24 protein-coding genes are annotated in these 25,061 nt (G+C 57.7%); 10 read left to right on the forward strand and 14 right to left on the reverse strand.

The genetic code is table 11. The annotated features are described in order from the left end of the window. Positions 1-37: 37 nt before the first annotated feature. Positions 38-1,375, forward strand: coding sequence for a glycosyltransferase (locus tag WA157_RS11165; protein ID WP_422621025.1), 1,338 nt, complete (start codon positions 38-40; stop codon positions 1,373-1,375). Beyond that, positions 1,375-2,340, forward strand: a complete 966-nt coding sequence (locus tag WA157_RS11170) for a glycosyltransferase family 2 protein (RefSeq protein ID WP_422621026.1) — start codon at positions 1,375-1,377, stop codon at positions 2,338-2,340. Before WA157_RS11165 ends, WA157_RS11170 begins: the two co-directional genes overlap by 1 nt. Here the strand turns inward: WA157_RS11170 and WA157_RS11175 are convergent. Genes WA157_RS11175 through WA157_RS11195 form a run of 5 tightly spaced genes read right to left on the reverse strand, consistent with a single transcriptional unit; the run spans position 2,314 to position 7,123 of the window. Next, positions 2,314-3,198, reverse strand: coding sequence for a DUF6492 family protein (locus tag WA157_RS11175; protein WP_422621027.1), 885 nt, complete (start codon positions 3,196-3,198; stop codon positions 2,314-2,316). The genes WA157_RS11170 and WA157_RS11175 overlap by 27 nt on opposite strands. A gap of 5 nt (positions 3,199-3,203) precedes the next feature. Then, positions 3,204-3,902, reverse strand: a complete 699-nt coding sequence (locus WA157_RS11180) for a class I SAM-dependent methyltransferase (protein WP_422621028.1) — start codon at positions 3,900-3,902, stop codon at positions 3,204-3,206. Next, on the reverse strand, positions 3,883-4,602 hold the full coding sequence (locus WA157_RS11185) for a polysaccharide deacetylase family protein (protein WP_422621029.1): 720 nt from the start codon (positions 4,600-4,602) through the stop codon (positions 3,883-3,885). The genes WA157_RS11180 and WA157_RS11185 overlap by 20 nt, the downstream gene beginning before the upstream one ends. Next, positions 4,599-6,344: a lipid A export permease/ATP-binding protein MsbA gene (gene msbA, locus WA157_RS11190; protein WP_422621030.1), complete on the reverse strand. Its 1,746-nt coding sequence runs from the start codon at positions 6,342-6,344 to the stop codon at positions 4,599-4,601. The genes WA157_RS11185 and msbA overlap by 4 nt, the downstream gene beginning before the upstream one ends. After that, positions 6,341-7,123, reverse strand: a complete 783-nt coding sequence (locus WA157_RS11195) for a glycosyltransferase family 2 protein (RefSeq protein WP_422621031.1) — start codon at positions 7,121-7,123, stop codon at positions 6,341-6,343. The genes msbA and WA157_RS11195 overlap by 4 nt, the downstream gene beginning before the upstream one ends. A 186-nt stretch (positions 7,124-7,309) precedes the next feature. Here WA157_RS11195 and tolB point away from each other — a divergent pair, with 186 nt between their 5' ends. The 4 genes from tolB to WA157_RS11215 are packed head-to-tail and all read left to right on the forward strand — an operon-like array spanning position 7,310 to position 10,699. Continuing rightward, the gene (gene tolB / locus WA157_RS11200) at positions 7,310-8,587 is read left to right on the forward strand and encodes a Tol-Pal system beta propeller repeat protein TolB (RefSeq protein ID WP_422621032.1); all 1,278 of its coding nucleotides are present in this window, start codon (positions 7,310-7,312) and stop codon (positions 8,585-8,587) included. A gap of 18 nt (positions 8,588-8,605) precedes the next feature. Beyond that, a complete protein-coding gene (gene pal, locus WA157_RS11205; protein ID WP_422621033.1) occupies positions 8,606-9,139 on the forward strand; it encodes a peptidoglycan-associated lipoprotein Pal in 534 nt (177 codons plus the stop codon). Between the two features lie 5 nt (positions 9,140-9,144). Further along, positions 9,145-9,924 (forward strand): tol-pal system protein YbgF, encoded by a 780-nt coding sequence (gene ybgF, locus WA157_RS11210; protein ID WP_422621034.1) that lies wholly within the window; start codon positions 9,145-9,147, stop codon positions 9,922-9,924. A 31-nt stretch (positions 9,925-9,955) separates the two neighbouring features. Further along, a complete protein-coding gene (locus WA157_RS11215; RefSeq protein WP_422621035.1) occupies positions 9,956-10,699 on the forward strand; it encodes a tRNA threonylcarbamoyladenosine dehydratase in 744 nt (247 codons plus the stop codon). A gap of 16 nt (positions 10,700-10,715) precedes the next feature. Here WA157_RS11215 and bamC read toward each other — a convergent pair whose 3' ends face one another. The 8 genes from bamC to WA157_RS11255 all read right to left on the reverse strand — a co-directional run bounded on the left by bamC (position 10,716) and on the right by WA157_RS11255 (position 17,638). Continuing rightward, positions 10,716-11,795, reverse strand: a complete 1,080-nt coding sequence (bamC, locus tag WA157_RS11220) for an outer membrane protein assembly factor BamC (RefSeq protein WP_422621036.1) — start codon at positions 11,793-11,795, stop codon at positions 10,716-10,718. Positions 11,796-11,838: 43 nt separating this feature from the next. Next, positions 11,839-12,732, reverse strand: coding sequence for a 4-hydroxy-tetrahydrodipicolinate synthase (gene dapA / locus WA157_RS11225; protein ID WP_422621037.1), 894 nt, complete (start codon positions 12,730-12,732; stop codon positions 11,839-11,841). A gap of 36 nt (positions 12,733-12,768) precedes the next feature. Further along, the gene (locus WA157_RS11230) at positions 12,769-13,353 is read right to left on the reverse strand and encodes a class I SAM-dependent methyltransferase (protein WP_422621038.1); all 585 of its coding nucleotides are present in this window, start codon (positions 13,351-13,353) and stop codon (positions 12,769-12,771) included. A gap of 14 nt (positions 13,354-13,367) precedes the next feature. Next, entirely contained in the window at positions 13,368-13,493 is a 126-nt protein-coding gene (locus tag WA157_RS11235; protein ID WP_279587706.1) for a hypothetical protein, read from the reverse strand. 6 nt (positions 13,494-13,499) lie between these two features. Continuing rightward, positions 13,500-14,720, reverse strand: coding sequence for an MFS transporter (locus WA157_RS11240; protein WP_422621039.1), 1,221 nt, complete (start codon positions 14,718-14,720; stop codon positions 13,500-13,502). Positions 14,721-14,933: 213 nt separating this feature from the next. After that, entirely contained in the window at positions 14,934-15,527 is a 594-nt protein-coding gene (locus tag WA157_RS11245) for a C40 family peptidase (RefSeq protein ID WP_422621040.1), read from the reverse strand. After that, a complete protein-coding gene (locus WA157_RS11250) occupies positions 15,524-17,341 on the reverse strand; it encodes an FAD-dependent oxidoreductase (protein ID WP_422621041.1) in 1,818 nt (605 codons plus the stop codon). Before WA157_RS11250 ends, WA157_RS11245 begins: the two co-directional genes overlap by 4 nt. A gap of 24 nt (positions 17,342-17,365) precedes the next feature. Then, positions 17,366-17,638: an oxidative damage protection protein gene (locus WA157_RS11255; RefSeq protein ID WP_011464394.1), complete on the reverse strand. Its 273-nt coding sequence runs from the start codon at positions 17,636-17,638 to the stop codon at positions 17,366-17,368. A gap of 126 nt (positions 17,639-17,764) precedes the next feature. Between WA157_RS11255 and WA157_RS11260 the strand changes: the two genes are divergently transcribed. Continuing rightward, positions 17,765-17,998 carry a hypothetical protein gene (locus WA157_RS11260; protein WP_011464395.1) on the forward strand — a complete coding sequence of 78 codons (234 nt, stop codon included), beginning with the start codon at positions 17,765-17,767 and terminating at the stop codon, positions 17,996-17,998. A gap of 105 nt (positions 17,999-18,103) precedes the next feature. After that, on the forward strand, positions 18,104-18,628 hold the full coding sequence (locus tag WA157_RS11265) for a disulfide bond formation protein B (protein WP_422621042.1): 525 nt from the start codon (positions 18,104-18,106) through the stop codon (positions 18,626-18,628). Between the two features lie 58 nt (positions 18,629-18,686). On the opposite strand, the gene argA is transcribed toward WA157_RS11265, so the two are convergent. Continuing rightward, positions 18,687-20,042 carry an amino-acid N-acetyltransferase gene (gene argA, locus WA157_RS11270; protein WP_422621043.1) on the reverse strand — a complete coding sequence of 452 codons (1,356 nt, stop codon included), beginning with the start codon at positions 20,040-20,042 and terminating at the stop codon, positions 18,687-18,689. A gap of 139 nt (positions 20,043-20,181) precedes the next feature. On the opposite strand from argA, the gene hrpA reads away from it, so the two are divergent. Beyond that, positions 20,182-24,168, forward strand: coding sequence for an ATP-dependent RNA helicase HrpA (hrpA, locus tag WA157_RS11275; RefSeq protein WP_422621045.1), 3,987 nt, complete (start codon positions 20,182-20,184; stop codon positions 24,166-24,168). Further along, on the forward strand, positions 24,165-25,061 hold an 897-nt coding region (locus tag WA157_RS11280), incomplete at its 3' end, for a sodium-dependent transporter (protein WP_422621044.1). The genes hrpA and WA157_RS11280, both read left to right, overlap by 4 nt.

Raw genomic sequence — 25,061 nt, forward strand, 5'->3', positions numbered from 1 at the left:
ACTCTTTTTACTGGCAAGCTATTTCCTTGACAAGCACATGACCGAGCAACGCCGGCAACGCTGGCTGATCCTGGCCCACGCCTTCAACATGGACGGCCGGGCGGCAAGCCAGACCATTACCGACAAGCTGCCGCACTTGCGACAGGCTGGTATCGAGGTGGTGGTCCTCAGTGGCGTTTCGGGTACCCACGACAAGGTGGTCGAGCATCACCAGCTCTGGCCGATGGGACCTGCAGGTATCCGTTTTGAATTGCGACACGTGTTGCGCCGTCGCTGGGGCAGTGGCATCCGCTATCGTTTGGTGATGTTATTGGCATCCATTTTTCTACTGCCATGGATGCTGATTGAAAAGCTGCTGCGCCCGGTTGAAAGCTCCTGGTCCTGGTGGTTGAGTGCCTATTTGAAAGGTCGTTCCCTGGCCCGACAGAAGCCGTTTGACCTGATTTATTCGACCGGCGGTGCATTTGCCGCGCACTTGGCGGCGCGTTCATTGAAGCAGGTGACGGGTACACCCTGGCTGGCTGAGGTGCATGATCCGATGGTGGTACCTGGAACATCGCTGGCCTCGGCCCGGCAGAAGATGCAGGCCGAAGTCGAGCGTCTGATTTGCACCCACGCGGATATCGCAATCTGGTTTACCGAGCAGGCCCTTGCCAGTGCTCGTCAGCGCCATCCCCAATTGGCCGAACGGGGCAAGGTGATGCTGCCCGGCATCGACAAACCTTTTGAGGTATTGCCTCCTTATCAGTCCCATGAGAAGTTTGTCATCGGGCATTTCGGCTCGCTCGCGCCAACGAGGCATCTGGGGCCAATCGTGGCGGCACTGGACCTACTTAACGAGCGGCGGCCTGATTTGGTGGCGGCCACTGAATTGCATGTCTACGGCGGGTCATTAGACAAAATTTCCTCTGCGGCGCTTGCCAGCTCCCGGGTAGCAAACTGCCTGCGGGACTTTGGCCGGATTGAAGCGGATCCTCAAACCGGCTTGAGCGGACGAGAGCAAATATTGCATCGCATGCGATCGGTAGATGTGTTGTTGCTGTTGCACGGCGAGGATTCGCTCTGCTCAGAGTATTTTCCGTCTAAGCTGTACGAGTATTTATGGATGCAGCGGCCTATCCTGGCGGTAGTGCATCGGAACCCGCAGATGGCTTCATTGATTCGGGGTCAGGGCCATGTGGCGGTCTTGTCGGGTGAAGATGGGACAGACCGCGCTGATGTGAGTCGTCAGCTGGCGGCAGCGCTGGAGCAAATTTTTGATCAGTGGCGATCTGCCGGTCTCAGAGACAATGGCCAAGCCAGTCCCTACACCACCGAGGCCGCAGTGGCGCAACTGCTCGGCTGGGTGGATCAGTTGCCTGAATCGCGTGCCTGATGCAGCCCCTCTTATCCCTCATCGTTTTGGGTTTTCGGAACTTCGATCTGACCACCCGCGTCTGCCTCGAATCGTTGGTGCCGTGGATCGACGACCCTGCTATTGAAGTGCTGGTGGTGGACAACGGTTCGCCCGACGACTCAGGGAAGAAAACGGCGGACTGGTGTGCCCTTCACCCGCCGGTCAAATGCTTGCTGAGCGAGTCCAATCGCGGGTTTGCGGGTGGCATGAATTACGGTGCTGCGCAAGCCGACGGAGAATGGTTGCTGCTGATCAATAGTGACACTATCTTCCCGGACAAGGCCATTGATGCATTGCAGCGAGTGATCAGCGAGTTGCCACCTGATGTGGCCATGTTGGGACCCGTCACCAATGTGGCCGGCAATGGTCAGCGCTTGTGGAAGCCTGGCGCTACGCATGCCGAGTGGCTGCAAATCGGGCGCTGGCTGCACGGCAACCCCTCGCATCAGCTGATGCCTACCTACCGCTGTGATTTCTTCTGCATCGCGATTCGCCGTGATGTCTGGAATGAACTCGGTGGCCTGGATCCGGCCTTTGGGCTGGGTTACTACGAAGACTTTGATTTCAGCCTTCGTCTGGCACAGGCCGGCTATCGGCAGCTGATCACCGAAGACGTGTTTGTGCTTCACCTGGGCAGTGCCACTTTCAAGACCAGTAATTCGGCCAAAGCATTAATGAAACGCAACAAGGGATTGCTGAGAATCAAGCACCCGGAGGCGCGTTTTTTGCACACCCGCCTGGGAAATCTTGCAGTGCTTCAGGCCTACTTGGAACTCAAGGAGGCAGGACAATGGACGCCTGCATTGGAGGCAAGGCGTCAGTTGCGGATAGGCGCGCTGGAAGGCGATGCGCCGCGAAGCTTTTTTAAAAGATGGTTCTGGAAAAGGAAAACCGCTCGTTTTCGGAATGAGAAACCGTCAGGTGCGGCCCAATCGGCGTCTTAAACGACGCGCAATTCGGGACTGCCAGGTGCCACCCTCTCGGGGCCAATCCATTTCGCGTTCCCACGCGGATTGATAGATGACGCCGCTGTAGAGTTGCGCCAGTTGATCCAGCCCGATGTGGGCACGCTGGTCCTGAGCCAGTTGCCAAGCGTAATGATAGACCTTGAAAAGAGGCTGGCAGGGCATCAAGGGAATGGCCTGATAACGGAGCAGTGCTTCGCCGTACCAGCGCGACTCCAGCGGGGCCAGAAGAATTGCGTCCAGCAAGCTCATCCCACGCGGGGTCAGATATTGGGTTTCAAGGCTTCTCCAAACGGACTTGTGCCACAACACGGGGAAAGGCCCGAAGGCAAAAGCCTTGCCTGTGCGATCAAATCGGTTTTGAACGTCCGCGGCCTCATGAAAAAAATGACGTACAACCTGATGCTTACCGGACGAAAGTGATGCTTCCAGCAATTCGTGACCTTCGTCCATAACGGTGTAAGGAAGGTCATTGGCCCATAGAAAATCGCTCTGATAGAAAGGGCGAATAAAAACAGCGTCAGAGTCAAGACACATATACACATCGGACAAACCTAGTCGCCAAAATTCTGACTTGATTACCTGTTGGGAAACGCTACCCGGCAGGGATTTGATCCGGTCGAGATTCAACCTTGGGTTGCGTTGAACAATTAGTTCATCAGCAATCACCTCAACATCCAGGTCCGCGAGGTGCTCTTTGAAAAGTGGGACATCAGCTATTGGTGCTGATAGACAAAACGGAATATTTTCGACATTGAACTGCCTGATCGATTTTGCCAATCGAATTGCTCGCTTGAGGTCCGTTCGATAGCTCTTGCAAAAAAGTGTCAATGACATAGGCGCTACCTAATTTCGATACGAGGTGTTGGCACAGGTTTCGTGGCCGACAACAAGAATTGTTTCGCTATCAGGTCACGCAGTCCGATGGCTCCGAGCATGCGCTTTTGCCATCTGTTCGTCTCGGTTCCTACCACTGCGGTAACCGTTGCGCCAGCTGACTCTGCCAATTCAATGGCGGTGGCCCGGGTAAAAAATCGCAGGTGAGTTCGGTCGAGAATGCCTGATTCGGCATAAGAAAATTTGCCGCGAAATGCCAAATCGAACAGCACATGGTAATTTCTAATATTGGGCAGGCTGATGATCAATGTGCCCCCAGGCTTGAGCAGGCCATCGAGTCGGCGAATCGTTTTCCATGGGTCGATCAAATGTTCGAGAACATCGAGGCACAAGATCAGATCTATTGACGCGGGGGGGATATTCGGAAAACCTTTTTCTATGTCCAGTTTGAAAAACTGGTCAATGGTGTCGACATTGGCACCCAGTTCTGCATAGGGCTCAACACCTGCAACCCAGTTGCAGTAGCCTGCCCTTTTAAGCCATGCAAGCGTGTGGCCTTCGGCACAACCAATTTCCAGAGCTCTCAGCGGCAGCGCCTTTTCTTTGGGAAGCAACGGTTCGATTTCAGTGCGTGCATGAGAAAAATAATCAGCATTCTTCTTGTTGTACAAATTCATGGATATCTCAGCCACGTCGGTCTTCATAGGAGGTCATGATCTTTAACGCAAATTGAATCAGGGTGGTAGCTCGCGCGACCAGTACCCGGCGCAGAGTGTACAAGTCGTCACTTGGCCGAGCCTGACCGCGCCGTGTCGTCGTCGCCGTGATGTAACCGGCCTGCCGCACCATCTGGCAATGCGTGGCATCAAATCGGCCATAGGGGTAGCAGAAATGCCTTACCTCGCAACCCAGTTCGTCTTCAAGTTCGTGTCTGGATGCATCAATTTCATCGAACGCTGCTTCTGCGCTGAGCTTGCTCAAGTCTGCATGCGTGCGGGTGTGTGAGCCGACTTCCATGCCACTGTCCAGCCACACATGCCAGTCATTCGCTGTCATCAATGGCTTCTGCGCCACGCCAATATCACGGTCCCAACTGTTGACTGCGCCGGTCATGCTACTCACCGCATAGCAGGTGGCGGTAAAGCCATGTTTTTTCAGAACGGGTAGCGCGTTCTGGACGTTATTCTGGTACCCGTCATCGAATGTAATGCCGACCACGCGTCCCCGCCGTTCACCTTTCAGGTAAGGTTCAAGATCCCGCATGGACAGGCCTCTGTAGCCCATGTATTTCAAAAAAAACATTTGGCGAGCAAACGAGGCGGGTGATACGACCAGCCCGCGCAACGGTGTACCCCGCGCAGGCGGGGTATCGAACTGGTGGTACATGAGGATGGGAATGCTCATCCCTGTAGCCGACTTAGATTGGCGTAATAGCCGCCAGCACGCAGCAGCTCGGCGTGGGTGCCCGTCTCAACGATGCGCCCTTGGTCCAGTACCAAAATGCAATCAGCGTGTTCAATGGTGCTGAGCCGGTGCGCGATGACCAAGGTGGTTCTATTTTTCATGAGGACGGCTAGTGCGGCCTGCACCTGACGCTCGGATTCTGTATCGAGCGCCGAAGTGGCTTCGTCGAGTATGAGAATGGGTGCATCCTTGAGCAAGGCACGTGCGATGGCGAGGCGTTGACGTTGACCGCCAGAGAGCTTTGCGCCATTTTCCCCGATGGGCGTGTCCAGGCCATTGGGCAACTGCTCAATAAAGTCCCAAGCGTTGGCCGCGCGCGCGGCCCTGATCACATCATCCCGACTGCAGGTCTGGAGTGATCCGTAGGCAATATTGGCTCCGACGGTGTCGTTAAAAAGTATGACATTCTGGCTGACTAGCGCGATGTTTTGGCGCAGGCTGGCCAGCGTGATGTCATTGATGTCAATACCGTCAACCAAGACTCGGCCTGACGTGACCGGGTAGAAGCGCGGAATCAAGGCGCTGATCGTGCTCTTGCCGCCGCCAGAAGCGCCAACCAGTGCCACGGTTTGGCCTGCAGTAATTCGGAAACTGATGTCATTCAGGGCAAACCGTTCTGCGCCCAGGTAACGAAGGCTGACATTGTCGAAACAAATTTCCCCTTTGCTGCGAAGCAACTGCAGCTTGCCGCGGTCGTCTTCCTGCGCTGCGTCCAGAAGCTCGAAGATACTCTCCGATGCTGCCAAGCCGCGCTGGATTGTCGGGTTCACGGTTGCGAGTTGCTTGACTGGGGAAATCAGCATCAGCATGGCCGTGATAAACGAGATGAAGCTACCCGCTGACGCGCCAGCCTGACCGGTAGACTGGCTCAAAGCCAGGAAAGCAATGATCGCAACCGCCACCGATGCAGCGATATGCGTGATGGGCGTCATCGCCGACGCAGGAATGGCTTCGCGCATCTGTGCACGGCGGAATTGTTCCGTGGCCTCAAAGAATTGTTTTTGTTGCCGCTCCTGCCCACCAAAGATCTTGACCACCTGCTGGGCCGAAATTGTTTCCTCAATGGTGTGCGAGATGAAACGCATCGCCTGCAGGCTTTTTTGGCTTGCCGCCCTCATTCGCTTACTGAATGATTTAACAGTGAAAGCGATCACGGGCCCGATGGCCAAAGTGATGAGCGTCAACTTCCAGTCCAGGTAAAGCAGATATCCAATCAGTGCGATAGCCGTCAACGATTCCCGCACTAGCGTAATCAGGGCGCTGGTAGCCGCATCGGTTACGTTGCTCACGTCGTACACCAGCCGCGAGATCATCTGTCCTGCCGAATGCTCGTCATAGTGATGGGTCGGCAGCGCGAGGAGTTTGGTAAACATGGTTCGCCGCAGGTCGGTGACCAGCCGACTTGAAATCCACATCATCAAGTAGCCGGTGCAATAAACAATGACACTTCTTACCAAGAACAAAGTCACAATGCCTATGGGTATGAGCCAAACCATTCGCGCGTCTTTGGCTTGAAAACCGTTGTCCAGCAGGTATTTCATGATGGCTGGAAACACGGGTTCCGTCGCCGCAGTTCCCACCATTCCTATGACCGCTAGAAAAATTGCTTTCCAGTAGGGCCGCACATACGACAGCAACCGGGCATACAAGGCACGATTACTAAGAGAAGTCGGTTTCGTCATTTGTTGATTTGCCCGGGCGCCTGCCATTGGGCGCCTTTTTGAATTTCGACGGCTTTCACATAGCGATAGAAAGTCCCCTCGAAACTCTGAAGTGCGATCACAAAACCGGCCCAGCCATCCATGAATCCAAGCTTGAACAGGTAGTGCTTCACAAACGCCCAAATGCCATGAGACAAGGCGCTACCCATCGATAGCCGCTGCTGCGCAATGCGCTGTGCACCCAATGTGGAGTAGCGGTTGGCTTTGTGCATAACCTCGCTCATATTCTTGAACGGGAATTGCCAAATCGCATTTTTGAGATGACCAACGGGCTTTGACGTGTTGAGCAGGTAGCCCTCGTGCACCGCCTTTTGATCGTAGCTCATGCGACCTTTGCGAAACAACTGCGGCTGACGATAGTTGGGATACCAACCTGAGTGTTTGATCCAGCGTCCCATAAAAAAATTCCGCCGGGGTACACGATAAACATCGGCTGAATTCTGATCGCTCACGAGGCGACGAATCTCTGTTGCGACTTCATCCGTGCATCTTTCGTCTGCATCGAGACTGAATATCCATTCATGGGAACAGGCTGCAATAGCCTGATTGCGTAGGTCGCCAAATCCTTTGAAATCGACCTGAACTACCCTGGCACCAAGACTGGTGGCAAGTTCGGGCGTACCGTCTGAACTCCAGGAATCAACCAACACAATTTCGTCTGCCCAACGGGCGCTTTCAATGGTCGCTGTGACCTTTTCGACTTCGTTGTAGGCAATTATGTATACAGATATCTTGCTCATTGGCGTTGGTGGTACTTGAAGACAGTTGCGACTGGGCTACGTGTAAGTAGACCTCGTTAGCGAGATGACTTATGGTAGTCTAGTTTAAGATGATCGTGAGGTCTGGAACTGGGGTCTAGGTAGCTGCTTCAAGGTGTTTGTAAATGCGTGTCAATGACGATATTGCCATTGTGAGGCTGGGATAAAATGCAGATGATGAAAAAACGGATTTTGTTATGTTTGTTGGTGGGTATGGCTTGTCTTCCGGTCCTGGCACAATTTCGCGTCGAGGTCTCCGGTGTAGGTCTAACCCAGCTGCCAATCGCCGTCTCGGCCTTTCGCGGTCAAGACAGCGCACCGCAAAAAATCGCTGCCATCGTCCAGGCCGACTTGGAGCGCAGCGGGCAGTTTCGTGGGGTGGATACGGTTGGAGCGGCACTCGACGAGGGCACTCGCCCCGATGTGGCTCTTTGGCGGCAAAAAGGGGCTGACTCGCTGGTGACTGGCAGCGTGAGCCGTCTGGCTGACGGCCGGTACGACGTGCGCTTTCGCCTGTGGGATGTCGTGCGGGGGCAGGATCTTGGTGGTGAGAGCTACGCTGTGACCCAGGCAGATTTGCGCCTGTCAGCGCATCGCATTGCCGATTTCATTTATGAAAAACTGACTGGCGATAAAGGTGCATTTTCAACCCGCATCACCTATGTCACCAAGGCCGCTCAGCGGTATCAGCTGTGGGTTGCGGATGCTGACGGCGAAAATGCCCAGCCGGCGTTGGCCAGCCCCGAGCCCATCATTTCGCCAGCTTGGTCGCCTAACGGCAGTCAAATTGCGTACGTGTCGTTTGAATCCCGCAAGCCGGTTGTTTATACCCACGACGTCGCCACTGGCAAGCGGCGTCTGATTGCTAATTTCAGGGGTTCCAACAGCGCGCCGGCCTGGTCGCCCGATGGGCGCACACTGGCCGTCACGCTGAGCCGCGACGGAGGCTCTCAGCTGTATGCCATTGACGCTGGCGGTGGGGAGCCGCGCAGGCTGGCCCAGAACAGCAGTATCGACACGGAGCCGGTTTATGCACCCGATGGTAAAAACATTTATTTCGTCAGTGACCGAGGCGGAGCGCCGCAGATCTACAGGATGCCAGCCACGGGCGGCGGCGCGGAGCGAGTGACTTTTACCGGTACTTACAACATTTCTCCGGCCATCAGCCCGGACGGTCGCTGGCTGGCCTATATTTCTCGGGTGAGTGGCGCCTTTAAACTGCATGTTCTGGAGCTCGCAAGTGGCGCGGTGACCGCGATTACCGATACGACCGCAGACGAAAGCCCCAGTTTTGCACCGAACAGCCGCTTGATTGTTTACGCAACCCAGAGTCAAGGCCGGGAGGCACTGATGACGGCGACAGTGGACGGTAAACTCAAGGCCCGTCTGACGGGCCAAAATGGCGATATTCGCGAACCGGGCTGGGGTCCATTCCAGAAGCAATAATTTAAAAAGGGTAATTTGATGAAACGTATTTTTTTGATTCTCGCTGTGACCGCCTTGATGGCGGGTTGTGGTTCGACCACGAATCTTGATGAGGTGCCGGTTGTGGACAAGACAGGGACATCGGTGCTGCCGCCTGGCGCTGACGGTTCCGGGAGTGCGGTTGGCAAGGGCGATGTGACGTCGGTGGATGTGGGCGCGTCGTCGCAAGATGCGGCCATTGTTGGGGGGCCCCGGGTGGTCTATTTTGATTACGACAGCTATGTGATCAAGCCGGAGTTCCAGTCTCTGATTGAGGTCCATGCCCGTTATCTCAAGGCTGACAAGAACCGCAAAGTGGCGATTGAAGGCCACACGGACGAGCGTGGTGGTCGGGAATACAACCTTGCCCTGGGGCAGAAGCGGGCCGAGGCGGTCCGCAGTGCGCTGGGCCTGCTCGGTGTCGTCGACAGCCAGGTCGAAGCGGTCAGTTTTGGCAAGGAAAAGCCAGCCGTACAAGGCTCTGACGAAGCTGCCATGTCCAAAAACAGGCGTGCCGAAATTAGATACAAATAGCAGTGATGGAAGTGGATGCTGTGAAAATATTCCGTCGAATTGCTGCGTTCGTCTTACTTGGTTTGGGTGCAGCAACGGCCGGTGCGGGGTTGTTCGATGACGAGGAGGCGCGCAGGGCCATCCTTGACCTGCGCCAGCGTATCGACGCCGTTCGCACGGAGTCAGCGCAAGGCGTAAGCCGTGTCAGTGATGACACTGCTTCGTTTCGGCGGAGCTTGCTTGACCTGCAAAGCCAGATTGAAACCTTGCGCTCAGAAGTGGCAACGCTCCGGGGCCTGAATGAACAGCTGGTGCGTGATGTCGCGGAGTTGCAGCGTCAACAGAAAGATACCGCACAGGGGGTTAATGACCGCCTGCGTCAGTTTGAACCCACCAAAGTCACCGTTGACGGTCGTGAGTTTATGGCTGAACCTGCTGAAAAGCGTGACTTTGAGGCGGCGTTGGCAGTGTTCAGGAAAGGTGATTTTCCTGCCGCACAAAGCGTTTTCTTGGATTTTCTCAAACGCTATCCTGCATCGGGTTATGGGCCGTCTGCGTTGTTTTGGCTTGGCAACGCGCAGTATGCAACTCGTGACTACAAAGAGGCGATGATCAATTTTCGCTCCCTGATTGCCAGGGAGCCGGAGAACGTGCGGGCTCCCGAGGCGGTGTTGTCCATTGCCAACTGCCAGATTGAACTCAAGGACACGCGCGGTGCCCGCAAAACACTGGAAGATCTGATCAAGGCCTATCCTCAGTCAGAGGCGGCCATGGCTGCCAAAGAGAGACTGCCACGGCTCAAGTAGTGCACTGCGACTGGCCTCATCAGGGCATAGCATGACTACTGATCGACGCTTTACCGGGTTGGCGCGTCTATACGGTGTCTTGGGAGCGCAGCGCATCGCTGCAGCTCACGTGGCGGTTATTGGCATTGGCGGTGTCGGTTCTTGGGCTGCGGAGGCGCTGGCGCGTAGCGGGGTGGGGCATTTGACGCTGGTTGATCTCGACCACGTGGCCGAATCCAATATCAACCGTCAAATACATGCTGTCGAGTCAAGCTTGGGACAGGCCAAGGTGCTGGCGATGCGAGACCGGATTCTTTCCTTTAGTCCGGCGTGCCAAGTGATGTGTATCGAGGAGTTTGTGGAGCCAGGCAACTGGCCCACGCTGTTACCCCAGGGCGTTACTGCAGTCATTGACGCCTGCGATCAGGTAAAGGCGAAGACGGCAATGGCGGTGTGGGCGCGAAACACCCGTACCCTTTTTATCTCAGTCGGTGCGGCAGGGGGCAAACGCCAAGCCCATCTGGTTGACATTGATGATCTCACGCACACAACCCATGACCCCTTGCTGGCGCAGTTGCGCTACCGTTTGCGCAAGGAACACGATGCGCCGCGTCAAGGAAGAAAAATTGGGGTTGCCTGTGTTTTCAGTCGAGAGGCGGTGAAAGCCCCTGACGCATCCTGTGCGGTCGAGGGGGACGGAACACTCAATTGCCATGGCTACGGCTCAGTGGTGAGCGTGACCGCCACCTTTGGTCAGTGTGCCGCAGGCTGGATTCTTGATCGACTGGCGGGTTGATCCTGCGGCGCTGTTTTTACTTGAGGTCGTCGGCGATAACGTTCACGATTCGTTGCGCATTGGCGGATGTATCAGGTTTTCCAGCAGCATCGAGCACCGAAACCGTCGTTGACGCTCCTTGGCTGACGACCGCAATGCGGTATTTCAGTGGCGCAGCATCAGCTTTTGATGCGCCAAAGAGTTTACCCAGGAAGCCTGGCTCTGCCTTGTCCGCCGTAGGGGCTACGTAGCGGACAAAGTAGACGCCTTGTGCACGATCGCGATCTTCGACCGTGAATCCGGTACGGTCAAGCGACAAGCCAACACGGCGCCAAGCCCGGTCGAACCCATCGTCGATTTGAACCACGGGTTGTCCGTTGATCGCCGTCGCGCGGGAGCTGCTCGGGCTGGCGCCCGCCGCCAACAGCGCCTTGGACTGCTCTTGGCTTACCCCCAACTTGACCATCAACCGACGCAAGAATTCCGCCTCAAGCTCTGGGTCGGCGGGGCGGGGCTGCCACACCGTGGTGTCTTTAGCGCTACTGTTGTACACCTCAATCATGCCTCGATGACTGATGAAAACATCGGTGCCACCGCTTGCATTACGTTCCAGCCGGGTGCGAAATTTGTCGCGTTCGCCGGTTGAATACAGGGAATCAATTACCTTACCCAGTGTGTTGCGAATAAAGTCTTGTGGAATTTTGGCCCGGTTTTCGGCCCAGTCAGTTTCCATGATGCCAAGGTTGGCTTGATCGATCGCCAGCAGAAAACCATTTTCTTGCCAGAAGTCGCGCACCGGCTCCCAAAGTTTGTCGGCCGGACGGTTGATTACCAACCAGCGCTGGTTGCCCGCACGTTCGATATGCACATCTCCCAGCGAGGTGGTTGCGGTCGGTACCGTTTGAGTCACTTGACCCAACTGGAAACTCGATGCCGACACAGCACCACCGGGCACCGCATAACGGGTTTCGCGCGACAGTTGGGTTAAGTCTGGAGGCACTTCAAGCGAAGTGCCTTTGCTGGCGCTTTTGTAGTTGATTTTGTCGCCATCAAGCACCGTGCATGCTGCTAACGCCAATGACAGGCTTAATAGTGAGAGTCTGGAAAAATGATTCACAAATAGGTTCCCAAGGGTAATAAATGATGGCAGACCGAGTCGATCAGAGCAAACCGCTGGCGTGCAAAGCGCTCTCAAGCGCCGCTTCGTTGGCTGGGGTCAAAGGTGTCATGGGCAGACGCAGGGTACCGCCGCACAGCTTAAGCCGCGCCACCGCCCACTTGACGGGGATCGGGTTGGCCTCAATAAACAGATTTTTGTGCAAAGGCAGTAATTTGAACTGAATTTCCATGGCGCGTTTTGTGTCACCGGCCATCGCGGCCACGCACAGCTCGTGCATCAGTCGGGGTGCAATATTGGCCGTGACGCTAACGTTGCCATGGCCACCACACAACATCAGGGCAACCGCCGTTGGGTCATCGCCGGAGTAAATGGCAAAGCCTTTGGGCGCTTCGCGGATCAACCATTGCGCTCGATCAATTTGACCGGTGGCTTCCTTGATGCCAACGATACCAGGCACCTGGGCCAGACGCAGCACGGTATCGTGTGCCATGTCTGCCACGGCACGACCGGGAACGTTATAGAGAATCATGGGCAGATCAACCGCCTCTGCAATTGCTTTGAAGTGCCGGTACTGACCCTCCTGGGTCGGCTTGTTGTAATAGGGCACTACTTGCAGCTGGCAATCTGCGCCGACTTTTTTGGCAAATTGGGTCAGTTCGATCGCCTCGGCCGTGCAGTTGGCGCCGCAGCCGGCCATGATGGGTACGCGCCCTGCGGCCTGCTCAACCGCGACGCGGATGATTTCGCAGTGCTCCTGCACGTTGACCGTGGGTGATTCACCGGTGGTGCCCACCACGCCAATGCAGTCGGTGCCCTCCGCGATATGCCAGTCGATGAGTTTGCGCAGGGCGGGGTAGTCCACGCTGCCATCATCAAGCATGGGGGTGACAAGCGCCACGATGCTGCCCGTGATTTGGCTGGTTGAGGATGTCATGTCAGAGGGGTAGTTAACAGTAAACGTGCATTCTACCTAGAGCGTGTATCGCGCTGGAGTCTGCCGGGTTCCTTCGCCTAAATCGGGCTGCACAACGGCGATCCGTTGTACAAAGCGAGGCGGGTGATCCAGAAAACCATCTTCAAAAGCGACGATGTGCAGGCTCTTGAAAGCTGTCAACAACTCGTTCGGTCGCAACAGAAAATCAGGGTTTGAGGGCTTGCCGACGGTTTCATGGCCTTGGGCAAACGTTTCGTAGATCAGCACGCCGCCCGGCGCGACGCTTTGGGTTATTACCCCAAATAGCGGTCGCCATAAGTAGTTGGTGACAATCACGGCGTCAAATTGGCGGGCATGGCCTCTGTGCATCAGCGGCCAGGGCGCGTTTTCGATATCAGCCAGCACCGCCTCACCCATTCGACTCGCCGCCCGAATTGCATCGGGTGAGCGATCAATACCGGTGACCGCGTGGCCTTGTTCGGCAAACCATTGCATGTGACGGCCCTGCCCACACGCGATGTCCAGCACGGACCCATGGCGCGCAACAAGGTGAGACCAACGCTGCACCCAACTCGATGCGGACCCCAGGCCATGCGCCGTAGCGGCTGACAACAAATCCAAAATGATGACCTTCCTCAAAAGCAGGCCCAAACCTGATTGGCCAAGGTGACCAAAAAATCAGGACGGGTGTACAGGGCAAACACAGCCAATAGCACGCAAATGGCGCCTGCATAGAGCAGAATTTTGAGGCCGGGTTTCATGACGCTTTATGTGCCCTGCATGGCTTGGCTGCGAACAATGGAGGCTTCCTTGATGGGCAAATTGACCAGCGCCGCCAGCACGCCTAATCCAATGGCGATGTACCAGACCAGGTCATAGCTGCCGGTGCGGTCATACAGGTAGCCGCCTAGCCAGACGCCCATGAAAGAGCCGATTTGGTGGCTGAAAAAGACAAAACCGCTCAGCATGGAAAGATGCGCCACGCCAAATATCTGCGCTACCGTGGCGTTGGTTGGCGGGACCGTAGAGAGCCACAGCAAACCCATGACACTGGAAAATATGTACACGCTAGCCGGCGACAAGGGCACAACCAGAAAGATGCTGATCGCAAAAGCACGGGTCAGGTAAATGAACGCCAGAATGTTTTTTTTCTGCATCCGCTGTCCCAGCACCCCGGCTGCATAGGTGCCCAAGACGTTGAACAAGCCAATCAGCGCCAGCGCGTAACTCGCCACCTGGGGCGACAGACCTTTGTCCCGCAAGTAGCTCGGCATGTGCACTCCGATGAACACCACCTGGAAGCCACAAACAAAATAACCCGCCATCAGCAACTGGAAGCTAGGGTACTTGAAAGCCTCTCCCAACGCCTGAAATATGCTCTGTTCCCGGCGCACGGCAAAGCTGCCCGCCAACGCCGGTTCGTGCAAACCCCAAGCCAGCGGTACCATCATCAGGGAGGCCGCACCCAGCACCATCAGGGCTTCTTGCCAGCCCAAACTACTGATTAACAGGCCCTCGGTGGGCACCATTAAAAACTGCCCGAACGACCCCGCTGCCGCTGCCACACCCATGGCCCAGGAGCGCTTGTGGGGCGCGATGTTGCGTCCAATCACCCCGTAAATGACAGCGTAGGTCGTGCCCGCCTGCGCCATGCCAATCAATACGCCAGCGGTCAAGGCAAAAACCAGTGGCGTGGTGGCAGTCGCCATGCCCACCAATCCAAGCGCATACAAAACGGCACCCGCCACAATGACCTTGAAGGCACCAAAGCGGTCGGCCAACATGCCGGCAAAAATGCCAGTGAAACCCCAGACCAGATTCTGGATGGCAAGGGCGAAGGCAAAGGTTTCCCGACTCCAGTTCTGGCTTTGTGTGATCGGTTGCAGCCACAAGCCAAAGCCGTGGCGTATGCCCATGGACAGCGTCACGATGGCAGCGCCGCACAGCAGCATCTGTGTTGCGGAAATTTTTTGGGGGGCCATAGTCATCGGGTGTGTCAGGTTGGTTCAGACCGACCTCAGGTGCATCTGAGCATTTCGGCACTATCGAGATGGCCGCACAAAGGTGCCGCTCGCCTGGCTTGAAGTGTCTTTGACGTCAAAGTAGATTCACTGAGTAATTCCCATGCGGCGCCGAGAAATGCGCACGCATCCGGTGCTGAGACAGTTGCCGTTTGGTTCAGTTGGCGGGAATGATTTTATTCAGTGCAGCGTGGGTTCAATTGGCTGCATAGCTTCAGGCTCAAGCGCAGGCGCATCAGGTGCGGCAGTTTGCACTCGACGAGCGCCATCAAAGCGATGCTTCCAGTAAGCCACGCCCATGTCTTCTACCCGCACTTGAGCGCCTGGTTTGGGGGAATGAATGAATTTGCCTTCACCAATGTAAATGCCCACATGGCTGAAGGCGCGTCGCAGGGTATTAAAGAACACCAGATCGCCGGGCTGCAGGTCGGTGCGTTTAATAACCTTGGTGGCTGCCGCCTGCTGTTCCGCTTTGCGCGGCAAGATCAAGCCAACCGTTTGCTGATACATCGCCCGGACAAAACCGCTGCAATCAAAGCCGGTTTCTGCCGTGTTACCGCCGCGCCGGTAGGGAACACCCAGAAAACCCATGGCCGTGAAGACCAATTCAGATGCTTTCAAGCCGACCGACTGTCGAACTTGATCAATGCGTGCCAGCAGACCTTCATCAATCAAGAATTTATCCAGGTCATCACTCGCCCCTGACGGACTGGCCTGCGCACTGGCAGCAAACAAAAGGGCGATCAGGAGGGCAAGGGTGGCTGAAATTCTCATGGCGCGCAGGATACTGGCAGTTCAGGCGATCTGTCAAGCCGATTTCGATGACAGTCGGCTCCACGCCTTGCTTCGAGTGTGCGGGCCAGGCCCGCGTCAATCGGTAGCGGCTCGCCGCTCCAGCGCGCCGCCAGCAATTCGGCGCAAAGCATTGAAAAGCTCAAGCCTCTGGACCCCATGCCAGCACACATCCACAGGCCCGGGTGGTCAACCTGGTCGAGTGGGCCGACGGCTGGCAACCGGTCAGCGGTGACGCAACGCGTGTTTTTCCAGGCGTTGACAGCACCTGCGGCAAACTTGCCCGCCAGCGCTTGGCCCAGCTTCGGGCTCAGCTGGTGCAAACGGGCCAGGTTGGTCGCATGATTTTTTTCGTCTGGCGCTGGTGGCTGGCTGTCGGGTTGGTAACTGGCGCCAACAAACCAGGCCAAACCCTGACCGCAATCCTCATCGACCGGCACCCAGGGCACTATGCTGCCTGCGCCATTGATCGGAAAAGGAGGGAACGTTGCATCCGGCAGCCCGGTGTGCATGGCCCAGGAGACCTGGCCCCGTACGCCCTGCATGACCGGGAATTGATTGACGCGAATGTTCAAGGCCGGCAGTTTCGCCTGCAGTGTTTCAAGCAAGGCCATGGCACCACCCGCGTTAGCGAAAACCACCCGGCTGGCACGGTGGAGCACACCACCGTCTGTGTCCAGCAACTCCCATTCATTCCCGCGCTGACGAAGGGCCGCTACCTTGGCGTCACCCTGAAAAGTAATACCGGGCTGCGCCAGCCAGGCGCGCACCAATTGGGTTGGCTTGAGCCAGGCGGCCTGTGGGTGCCAGATATCGGGCAGGCCCGGTGTGCCGTCCAGCCTGCGCTCCAAGACCCCGGTGGCATCCCAGTCTTGTCCCTGCCGCAAAAGGCTGCGCGCTTGCTGCAGCATGAGTCGCACGCCACTGCGTGACAGGCGCGACAGTACGCAGTCATCGGCCGACACATGGGGCACCACCAGGCCAACTGGCAGTCCAGACGCGCCAGCGGCGGGCGTATGAGCCTGGTCGAGTACCTGTACCTGCCAGCCGCGTCGCGCCAGTGAAGCTGCCACGCTGGCCCCCGCCAGCCCCGCCCCGATGACGGCACAACTGCTGACCGCCATGGCGCGCCCGGGCAATGTGTTGCGGGTGCTTTTGATCGTCCAGCGAGGGTTGAACTGAGTGCGAAGTGATAGGTTTGTCGGCGCTACCTGTGGGCCGGTCGGTTGACCCGCCTGGTTGGTCGATAGCTCAAACCCGCATTGCTTCAAGTCAGCATACAAGTGGTTGGCATCCACTGGGGCTACCAGTGTGGTGCCGCGTCGGCAGCAGCGTGCCAAGGCCTTGGCGGTCCAAACACGCCAGTTCGAAGCTGCACAGTGGCCTGGGCAGTCAGCAGGATCGGGAGTCAGGTAAATCGAATCAGCCGCGAACTGCTGCGCCCGCAACATCGCTGTCAGGTCGCCCACGCACAGTGTCAATAAGACGTGGCCCCCATCGAAAGTCAAACGCTGAAAACCAGGCAACAAGTCCAAGCACTGTGGCGCCAGCTCTTTGGCCAACAACAGGAGTTCGGGGGATGACGCCGTACCGGCCAGCAACTTATCGATGTCAGGCGGCGCGGCTGTCACTGCAACATAGTGCAGCATTCTGGGGCGCTGCGGGTCGTTGCGCCAAGCCTGCCAGGTAGTCAGAAAATGAAGCCCTTGACCAAAACGGGTTTCCAGGATACGCCAGGCTTCACGCCCGCGCCAAGCTTGCGGCAGGCCGCATCCATGCAGGCAAGTGGCCGCCACAAGCTCAGCTATGCACGAACAGCTTCAGGCGCTGGGCGGTACGTAACCCTGGGCGGCGTCGGCACCGCCACCAAAAAAGTGATTTTCCATCTGACGCGCCAAGTACTGACGGGCCCGGGCATCCGCCAGATTGAGGCGGTTCTCATTCACCAGCATGGTCTGATGCTTCAGCCAGTCGGCCCAGGCTTGTTTGCTCACGCTCTCCCAGATGCGCTTGCCCAACTCACCGGGGTAGGGCGGAAAGTCCAGTCCTTCGGCTTCCTTGCCGAGTTTGATGCAGTTCACAGTGCGTGCCATTTGAGCCTTTTCCCGATTTTTTTGCGAAGCCACGACTTTAGCAAGCTTTGAGTGGCCATTGCTTTCATCCGGTCAGAATCATGGGTAAGTCACCGTGTCTTCTGCCACTGAAGTAAAATACGCGCTATGGCAAAAGCAGACACAAAAACCAAAATGCTGGCCGATGGCCTGCGTTACAAATCCAAAGTATCGGGTTCTCCCTTCACGGCGGCAACGTCGTTCGGGGCTGCGACCATGTCGTGCTTTCTGTGTGGCAAGCATCGCGCTCGCTCACAGATGGTCACACGCAAGATACTTGGCAAATCCCAGGCGGTGTGCTCGCCCTCCTGCAAAGCGGCAGACGAGGCGGCGGCGGGCTGATCATCTGATTTCAGACGGATTTGAGGGGACGCGGGAACTTATTTCCTCAAGCAGCCCCAAATCATCGGGCGTTTCGTCCCATGATTATCTCCATGAAGGATAGCGATGAGTTTTCAGGTTGTGACCGGCTGGCTGGATCATTCCCCGCGCCGCATCTTCGCGTTTGTCAGTCTGGCAAGCATCGGCATGTTGGCGTTCGGTCAGTACCTGCAGCATGTGGTGGGGCTGGAGCCCTGCCCGATGTGCATCGTCCAGCGCTATGCTCTTGTTTTAATAGCTATCATCGCAGCATTGACGGGGGCTAGCGGCAGAAAAGGCTTGCATCTCGGGGGATCTGTGCTGATGCTGGGCTCCAGCGGCTTTGGTGCTTATGTGGCGGCCCGGCAAAGCTGGTTGCAGTGGTATCCGCCCGAAGTGGTCAGTTGTGGCCGCGACTTCTATGGAATGATCGAGACTTTTCCGCTGCAGCGCGTTATTCCCATGATTTTCAAAGGCAGTGGCGACTGCAGCAAGATCGACTGGACTTTTCTGGGCGGCACCATTGCCAACTGGACATTTGTGGTTTTCGGCCTCGTCGTCATGCTGTCCCTGGCGCTGATCTGGCGCCAAGCCAGTCGCCGCGTTTCCTGATCAACAAGGCTTCACTCAGCTCAGATTCAATTCATTGAATCTTGCGAGCTTCTGGCCCTCAAGCATTACCAAGTTTTTTCACCAGGACCTGGCTTTTCCGGTCCCAGTTGTACTTGCGTTTGCGGGCTTCAGGTAGCCAGTCCGGGTCGACCAGTACAAAGCCGCGTTTCAGAAACCAGTGCGTGGTGCGGGTGGTCAACACAAAAATGCTCTCCAGCCCGGTGACCCTGGCGCGTTGCTCAATGCGTTTCAGAACCCGCTCGCCGTCACCTTCGCCCTGCACTTGGGGCGACACGGTGAGGGCGGCCATTTCGCCGGTACGCGCTTCAGGGTAGGGATAGAGCGCGGCGCAGGCAAAAATAACACCGTCGTGCTCAATCACCGTGTAGTTGCCGACGTCACGCTCGATCTCGGTGCGGCTGCGCTTGACCAGCGTGCCGTCTTTCTCAAACGGCTCAATCAGTTGCAGGATGCCACCCACGTCGTCCACCGTGGCTTCGCGCAGGCTCTCCAGTTTTTCGTCCACCACCATGGTGCCAATGCCGTCATGCACATAAACCTCCAGCAGGATCGCGCCATCCACTGCAAACGGGATGATATGGCTGCGCTCCACACCGCCTTTGCAGGCCTTGACGCAGTGCTGCAGGTAAAACGCGGTATCGGTGGGCTGGTTGGCCGCAGGCAATTCAGTCAACATTTTTTCGGCCGTGACGAGCGGCAACTCGGTGTCAATCGGGTTGTCTTCACTCTCTGGTTGCCCCGGGTGGATGCGAATGCCCGGGATTTCTGTCACAAAAATGAGCTTATCGGCCTGCAAGGCTGTGGCCACCGAGGTGGCGACCTCTTCCATGGTCAGGTTAAACGCCTCACCGGTGGGCGAAAAACCAAACGGGGACATCAAGACCAGCGCGCCCATGTCCAGCGAGCGCATGATGCCTGCGGTGTCAATCTTGCGCACCACACCCGAGTGTTGGAAGTCCACACCATCCACAATCCCAACCGGTCGGGCCGTGAGGAAATTGCCTGAAATCACGCGCACGGTAGCGCCTGCCATCGGCGTGTTGGGCAGGCCCTGGCTGAAGGCGGCTTCGATCTCGTAACGCAATTGGCCAGCGGCCTCCTGGGCGCAGTCCAGCGACACCTCGTCCGTGATGCGAATGCCATGGGAATAGCGCGCCGTATGGCCCTTGGCCTTGAGCTGCTCGCTCACCTGGGGTCGAAAGCCATGCACCAGCACAATCTTGACGCCCATGCTCTGGATCATCGCCAGGTCTTGCGCCAGGTGTTGCAACTTGCCGGCCGCAATCGCCTCACCCGCAATGCCGACCACAAACGTCTGGTGACGAAATTTATGGATGTAAGGTGCCACCGAGCGAAACCAGGGCACAAAGGTGAAGTTGAAAACAGAGGTCATGCGAATGCAGCGAGGATAAAGGAGGGACAAGGGCTGGGATAATCCCCGATTCTCTACGAAGTTTATTGCCTTGACTGCTTTGCCCCTCCAAATCGAGTTTCCAGAATCCCTGCCCGTGTCGGGTAAACGCGACGAGATCATGGCTGCGCTGGAGCAGCATCAGGTCATCATCGTGTGCGGAGAAACCGGCTCGGGCAAGACGACCCAGTTGCCCAAGATCGCCCTGGCCATGGGGCGCGGCAAGCTGAACTATCCCGCGGGCCGGGGCAAACTGATCGGCCACACCCAGCCGCGCCGTATTGCCGCCAGCAGTGTCGCCAAACGCATTGCCGAAGAGTTGAAGACGACACTGGGCGATGTGGTGGGCTTCAAGGTCCGGTTTCAGGACCGGCTCAGTCGCGATACCTCGGTTAAGCTGATGACCGATGGCATCTTGCTGGCCGAAACACAAACCGACCCGCTACTGAAAGCCTACGACACCATCATCATCGACGAGGCGCACGAGCGTTCTCTCAACATTGATTTTCTGCTGGGCTACCTGCGCCAGATCCTGCCGCGTCGCCCCGACCTGAAGATCATTGTGACTTCGGCCACCATCGACGCCCAACGTTTTGCCGATCACTTTGCCAGTAGAAAGCGCTTGGCGCCGGGCCGCCCCAAGCCAGGCGAAGCCCCCTCGGGGGGCAGCATTGAGGCGCAGCGCGGAGCGTGGGGGCCCTTGGTTGCGGCGCCGGTCATCATGGTGTCGGGCCGCATGTTTCCGGTGGAGCAGCGTTACCGGCCATTTGAAGAATCGCGCGACTACGACCTGAACTCGGCCATTGCCGACGGCGTCGACGAACTCTGGCGCGACGTGCACAACAGTGGCGACATTCTGGTGTTCTTGCCCGGCGAGCGCGAAATCCGCGAGGCGGCGGATCACCTGCGCGGCCACCTGAGCCACCAGCCTGTGTTTCGCAACGCCGAGGTGCTGCCATTGTTTGCGCGCCTGAGCCAGGCGGAGCAGGACCGCATCTTTGACGGCCACACCGGGCGGCGCATCATTCTGGCCACCAACGTGGCCGAAACCTCGCTCACCGTGCCGGGCATTCGCTACGTGATTGACGCCGGCACTGCGCGCATGAAGCGCTACAGCTTCAGAAGCAAGGTGGAGCAGTTGCTGGTCGAGCCGATCAGCCAGAGTTCTGCCAACCAGCGTGCCGGGCGCTGCGGCCGGGTCGCCAACGGCATTTGCATCCGGCTCTATGACGAGAAAGACTTCAATGGTCGGCCACGCTTTACCGACCCGGAAATCCTGCGCTCATCGCTGGCCGGCGTGATTCTGCGCATGAAGTCGTTGCGCATGGGTTTGGTGGAAGAGTTCCCCTTCATTGAGCGCCCGTCGGGCCGTGCCATTGCCGACGGCTACCAGTTGCTCAATGAACTCGGCGCCGTCGATGATGCCAACGAGTTGACCACCATGGGCCAGGAGCTGGCGAGACTGCCACTGGACCCGCGTGTTGGCCGCATGATTCTGGAAGCACGGGAGCGCGGTGCCTTGGATGAAGTGCTCGTTATTGCCTCGGCGCTCAGCGTGCAGGACGTGCGCGACCGGCCGATGGAAGCGCAACAGCAAGCCGATCAGGCACACGCCAAGTTCGACGACGAAAAGAGCGAATTCAGCGGTTATCTGAGGCTGTGGAGGTGGCTTGAAAACAGCCGGGGAGGCGCTTCGACGGGCTCAGCACGAACGGGGAGTGGAACCGGTGTAGGAACTGGAACCGTTCGCCCTGAGCCTGTCGAAGGGCATAGCCAGCACAAGTTGTCCAACCGCCAATACGAACAACTGCTGCGGCAAAACTTCGTCAACATCCGCCGCGTGCGCGAATGGCGCGACATTCATTCGCAGCTGCATACGGTGGTGGCCGAGCACAAATGGCGCCTCAACACGCTGCCCGCCAATTACGAGCAGTTGCACCTGTCGATGCTGTCGGGCCTGCTGGGCAATATCGGCTGCAAACTGGAAACCGAGGGCGCATCAGGCGAATACCTGGGCGCACGCGGCATCAAGTTTTATCCGCATCCGGGCGCGCACCTCGTCAAGAAACCGGGCCGCTGGATTGTGGTCGCAGAACTGGTGGAAACCACGCGCCTGTTTGGCCGCGGCATTGCCGCCATCGAGCCGCAATGGCTGGAGCAGGTGGGCGGCCATTTGTTGAAAAAGCAATTGCTCGATCCGCACTGGGAAAAGAAGGTGGCCGAGGTCACGGCGCTGGAGCGTGCCACGCTCTATGGCATCGTCATCTACAGCGGGCGCCGGGTGAACTTTGGCCGGGTCGACATGGTGGCGGCGCGCGAGATTTTTATTCGCGAAGCCCTGGTTGCTGGCCAATGGGAGACCAAACTGCCATTTCTGGAGGCCAATCAGAAGCTCATCAAACAGGTGGAAGACCTGGAGCACAAGGCGCGCCGGCAAGACGTGCTGGTGGATGAAGAGCTGATTTTTGCCTTCTACGACCAGCAACTGCCGGCCGAAGTGTGCAGCGGCTACAGCTTCGAGAACTGGTACCGCGAGGAGATCAAGAAGAACCCGAAGCTCTTGCTGCTGACGCGTGAAGAGCTGATGCGCCATGAGGCCGCCGGTATCACAACCCAGTCCTTCCCGAAAAATATCCGGCTCGGTGGCGTGGACTGCGCTGCTGTTTACCTGCACGAACCTGGCGATGCCAAAGACGGCCTGACCGTGACGGTGCCGCTGTTTGTGCTGAACCAGGTCAACGAGGAGCGTTGCGAGTGGCTGGTGCCCGGCATGCTGAAAGACAAAATTCAGGCACTCATCAAAACCCTGCACCAGCGCCCGCGCTCGCGCCTGGTGCCGCTGCCCGACACGGCCAGCAAAATGGCCGAAGCGCTGAACGTCCCGGAGGTCTTCGGCCACGGTAGCCTGCTGGATGCGGTGCTGAAACTGGTGCGCCAGGCGACCTCGCTGGATGTGGTTCGTGCCGACATCAAGATGGATATGCTCAGCCCGCATTTTTTCATGAACTTCCGGGTTGTCGATGAACATGGTCGCCAGCTCGGCACCGGGCGCAACCTGGGTGCGCTCAAGGCCGAACTGGGTGCCAAGGCGCGTGGTGCGTTCCAGGCCCTGGCCGGACTCAAAATGGCCAAGGACGCCGCCGCACTCCCAGTCTTTAAGGAAAATAAGCCTCTAGCCCGCTCCCATAGTACAAAGGAAGCTATTAAAAACATAGCTACTCCGGTTGCCCCCGCAGGCCAGCGCCACACCGCCTGGACCTTCGGCGAGTTGCCCGAGCTGCTCGAAATCCAAAAAGGCGGCCAGACCCTGATCGGCTACCCGGCGCTGATCGATGCCGGCGACGCCGTCATGATCGAAGTGTTTGACGAGCCCGATGTCGCCGCCGCCAAACACCGTGCCGGCTTGCGCCGCCTGTTTTCGCTGCAGATCAAGGACGCACTCAAGTACCTGGAAAAGAACATTCCCGATCTGCAGAAAATGGCGGTCACCTTCATGCAGGTCGGCAAGAGCGCCGACGGCAGCGGTGGCGGCACCATTGAAGAATTGCGTGAACAGATCCTCGCCGTGGCGCTGGACCGGGCCTTTCTGCTCGACCCGCTACCGACCAATGAATTCGACTTCAAGCGCCGGGTGGACGAAGGCAGGGGACGCCTGACCCTGATCGCCAATGAAGTGGCACGCCTGGCCGCTGCCATCCTGGCTGAATACGCCACCGCCGCCCGCAAGATCAAGGACACCAAAAATGCGCCGGAGACCACTGCGGACGCGGCCCAACAACTGGCCCGCTTGATGCCGAAGCGCTTTCTCATCCTGTCGCCGTGGGGCCCGCTGCAGCACTTTGCCCGCTACCAGAAAGCCATCACCGCGCGGCTGGACAAATACCGTGCCGACCCGGCCCGCGATGCCGCGCGCCTGGCTGAGTTGCGCCCATTGGAACAGCGCTACTGGCGCTTGGTGGCCGAGCGCAAAGGCGTGCTTGATGAGCGCCTGCAAGAATTCAGATGGCTGCTGGAAGAACTGCGCGTGAGCTTCTTCGCGCAGGAACTGCGCACGCCGCAGCCGGTGAGTGTGAAACGCCTGGAAAAGGCTTGGGGACAATTGCAATGAATGAAAAAACTTCCGCCGCCGGGCCCAAGCTGGGCCTGGCGCGGGCGGGTTTTAGCTCCGGCTTTGGCGTGCTGGCGGCCACCCTGGGCTCGGCGGTCGGTTTGGGCAATATCTGGAAATTTCCGTACCTGACCGGTGCCAACGGCGGTGCGGGTTTCCTGCTGGTTTACGTGCTGGCCACGCTGCTGGTCGGGCTGCCGGTGATGATGGCCGAGATTTCGCTCGGGCGTGCGGCCAAGGCCAACCCCATTTCCACGCTGCAAGCCTTGGCGCCCAAGGGCCAGCCCTGGAGGCTGATTGGCGTGGCGGGCATGCTGGCCGCTTTTTTGATTCTGTCTTTTTATTCCGAAGTGGTGGCCTGGGTCTTCGCCTATGTGTTCAAGGCGATGCGCGGCTCCATCCTCAGCAGCGATCCGCAGGTGACCGAGGCCGCCTTCAACGCGCTGATCAGCGACCCGCTGCAGTCGCTCTTGTGGCAGTGGGCTGTGCTGGTGTTTATTGGCGGCATCCTGCTGTTGGGCGTGACCAAGGGCATCGAGGCCATGACCAAGAAGCTGATGCCGATTCTGTTTCTGCTGCTGTTGCTGCTGTGCGCGGTCAGCCTGTCGCTGGACAAGGCTGCGCAGGGACTGGCCTTTCTGTTTCAACCAGATTTGAGCAAAATCACCGCGTCGGTGGTGCTGACGGCCATGGGACTGGCATTTTTCAAGTTGTCGATCGGCATGGGCACCATGATGACCTACGGCAGCTATTTTCGGGACGATCAGAACATCCCACTCACCACGGTGCGCGTCATGAGCGCCGATCTGTGCATCTCGATGCTGGCGGGCATCGCCATTTTTCCGGCGGTATTTACCTTCGGCTTTGCGCCCGCCGCCGGACCGGCACTGGTC

Origin of the sequence: Rhodoferax ferrireducens, assembly GCF_049302455.1 — a bacterium.
GTDB classification, from domain to species: Bacteria; Pseudomonadota; Gammaproteobacteria; order Burkholderiales; family Burkholderiaceae_C; genus Rhodoferax; species Rhodoferax ferrireducens_B.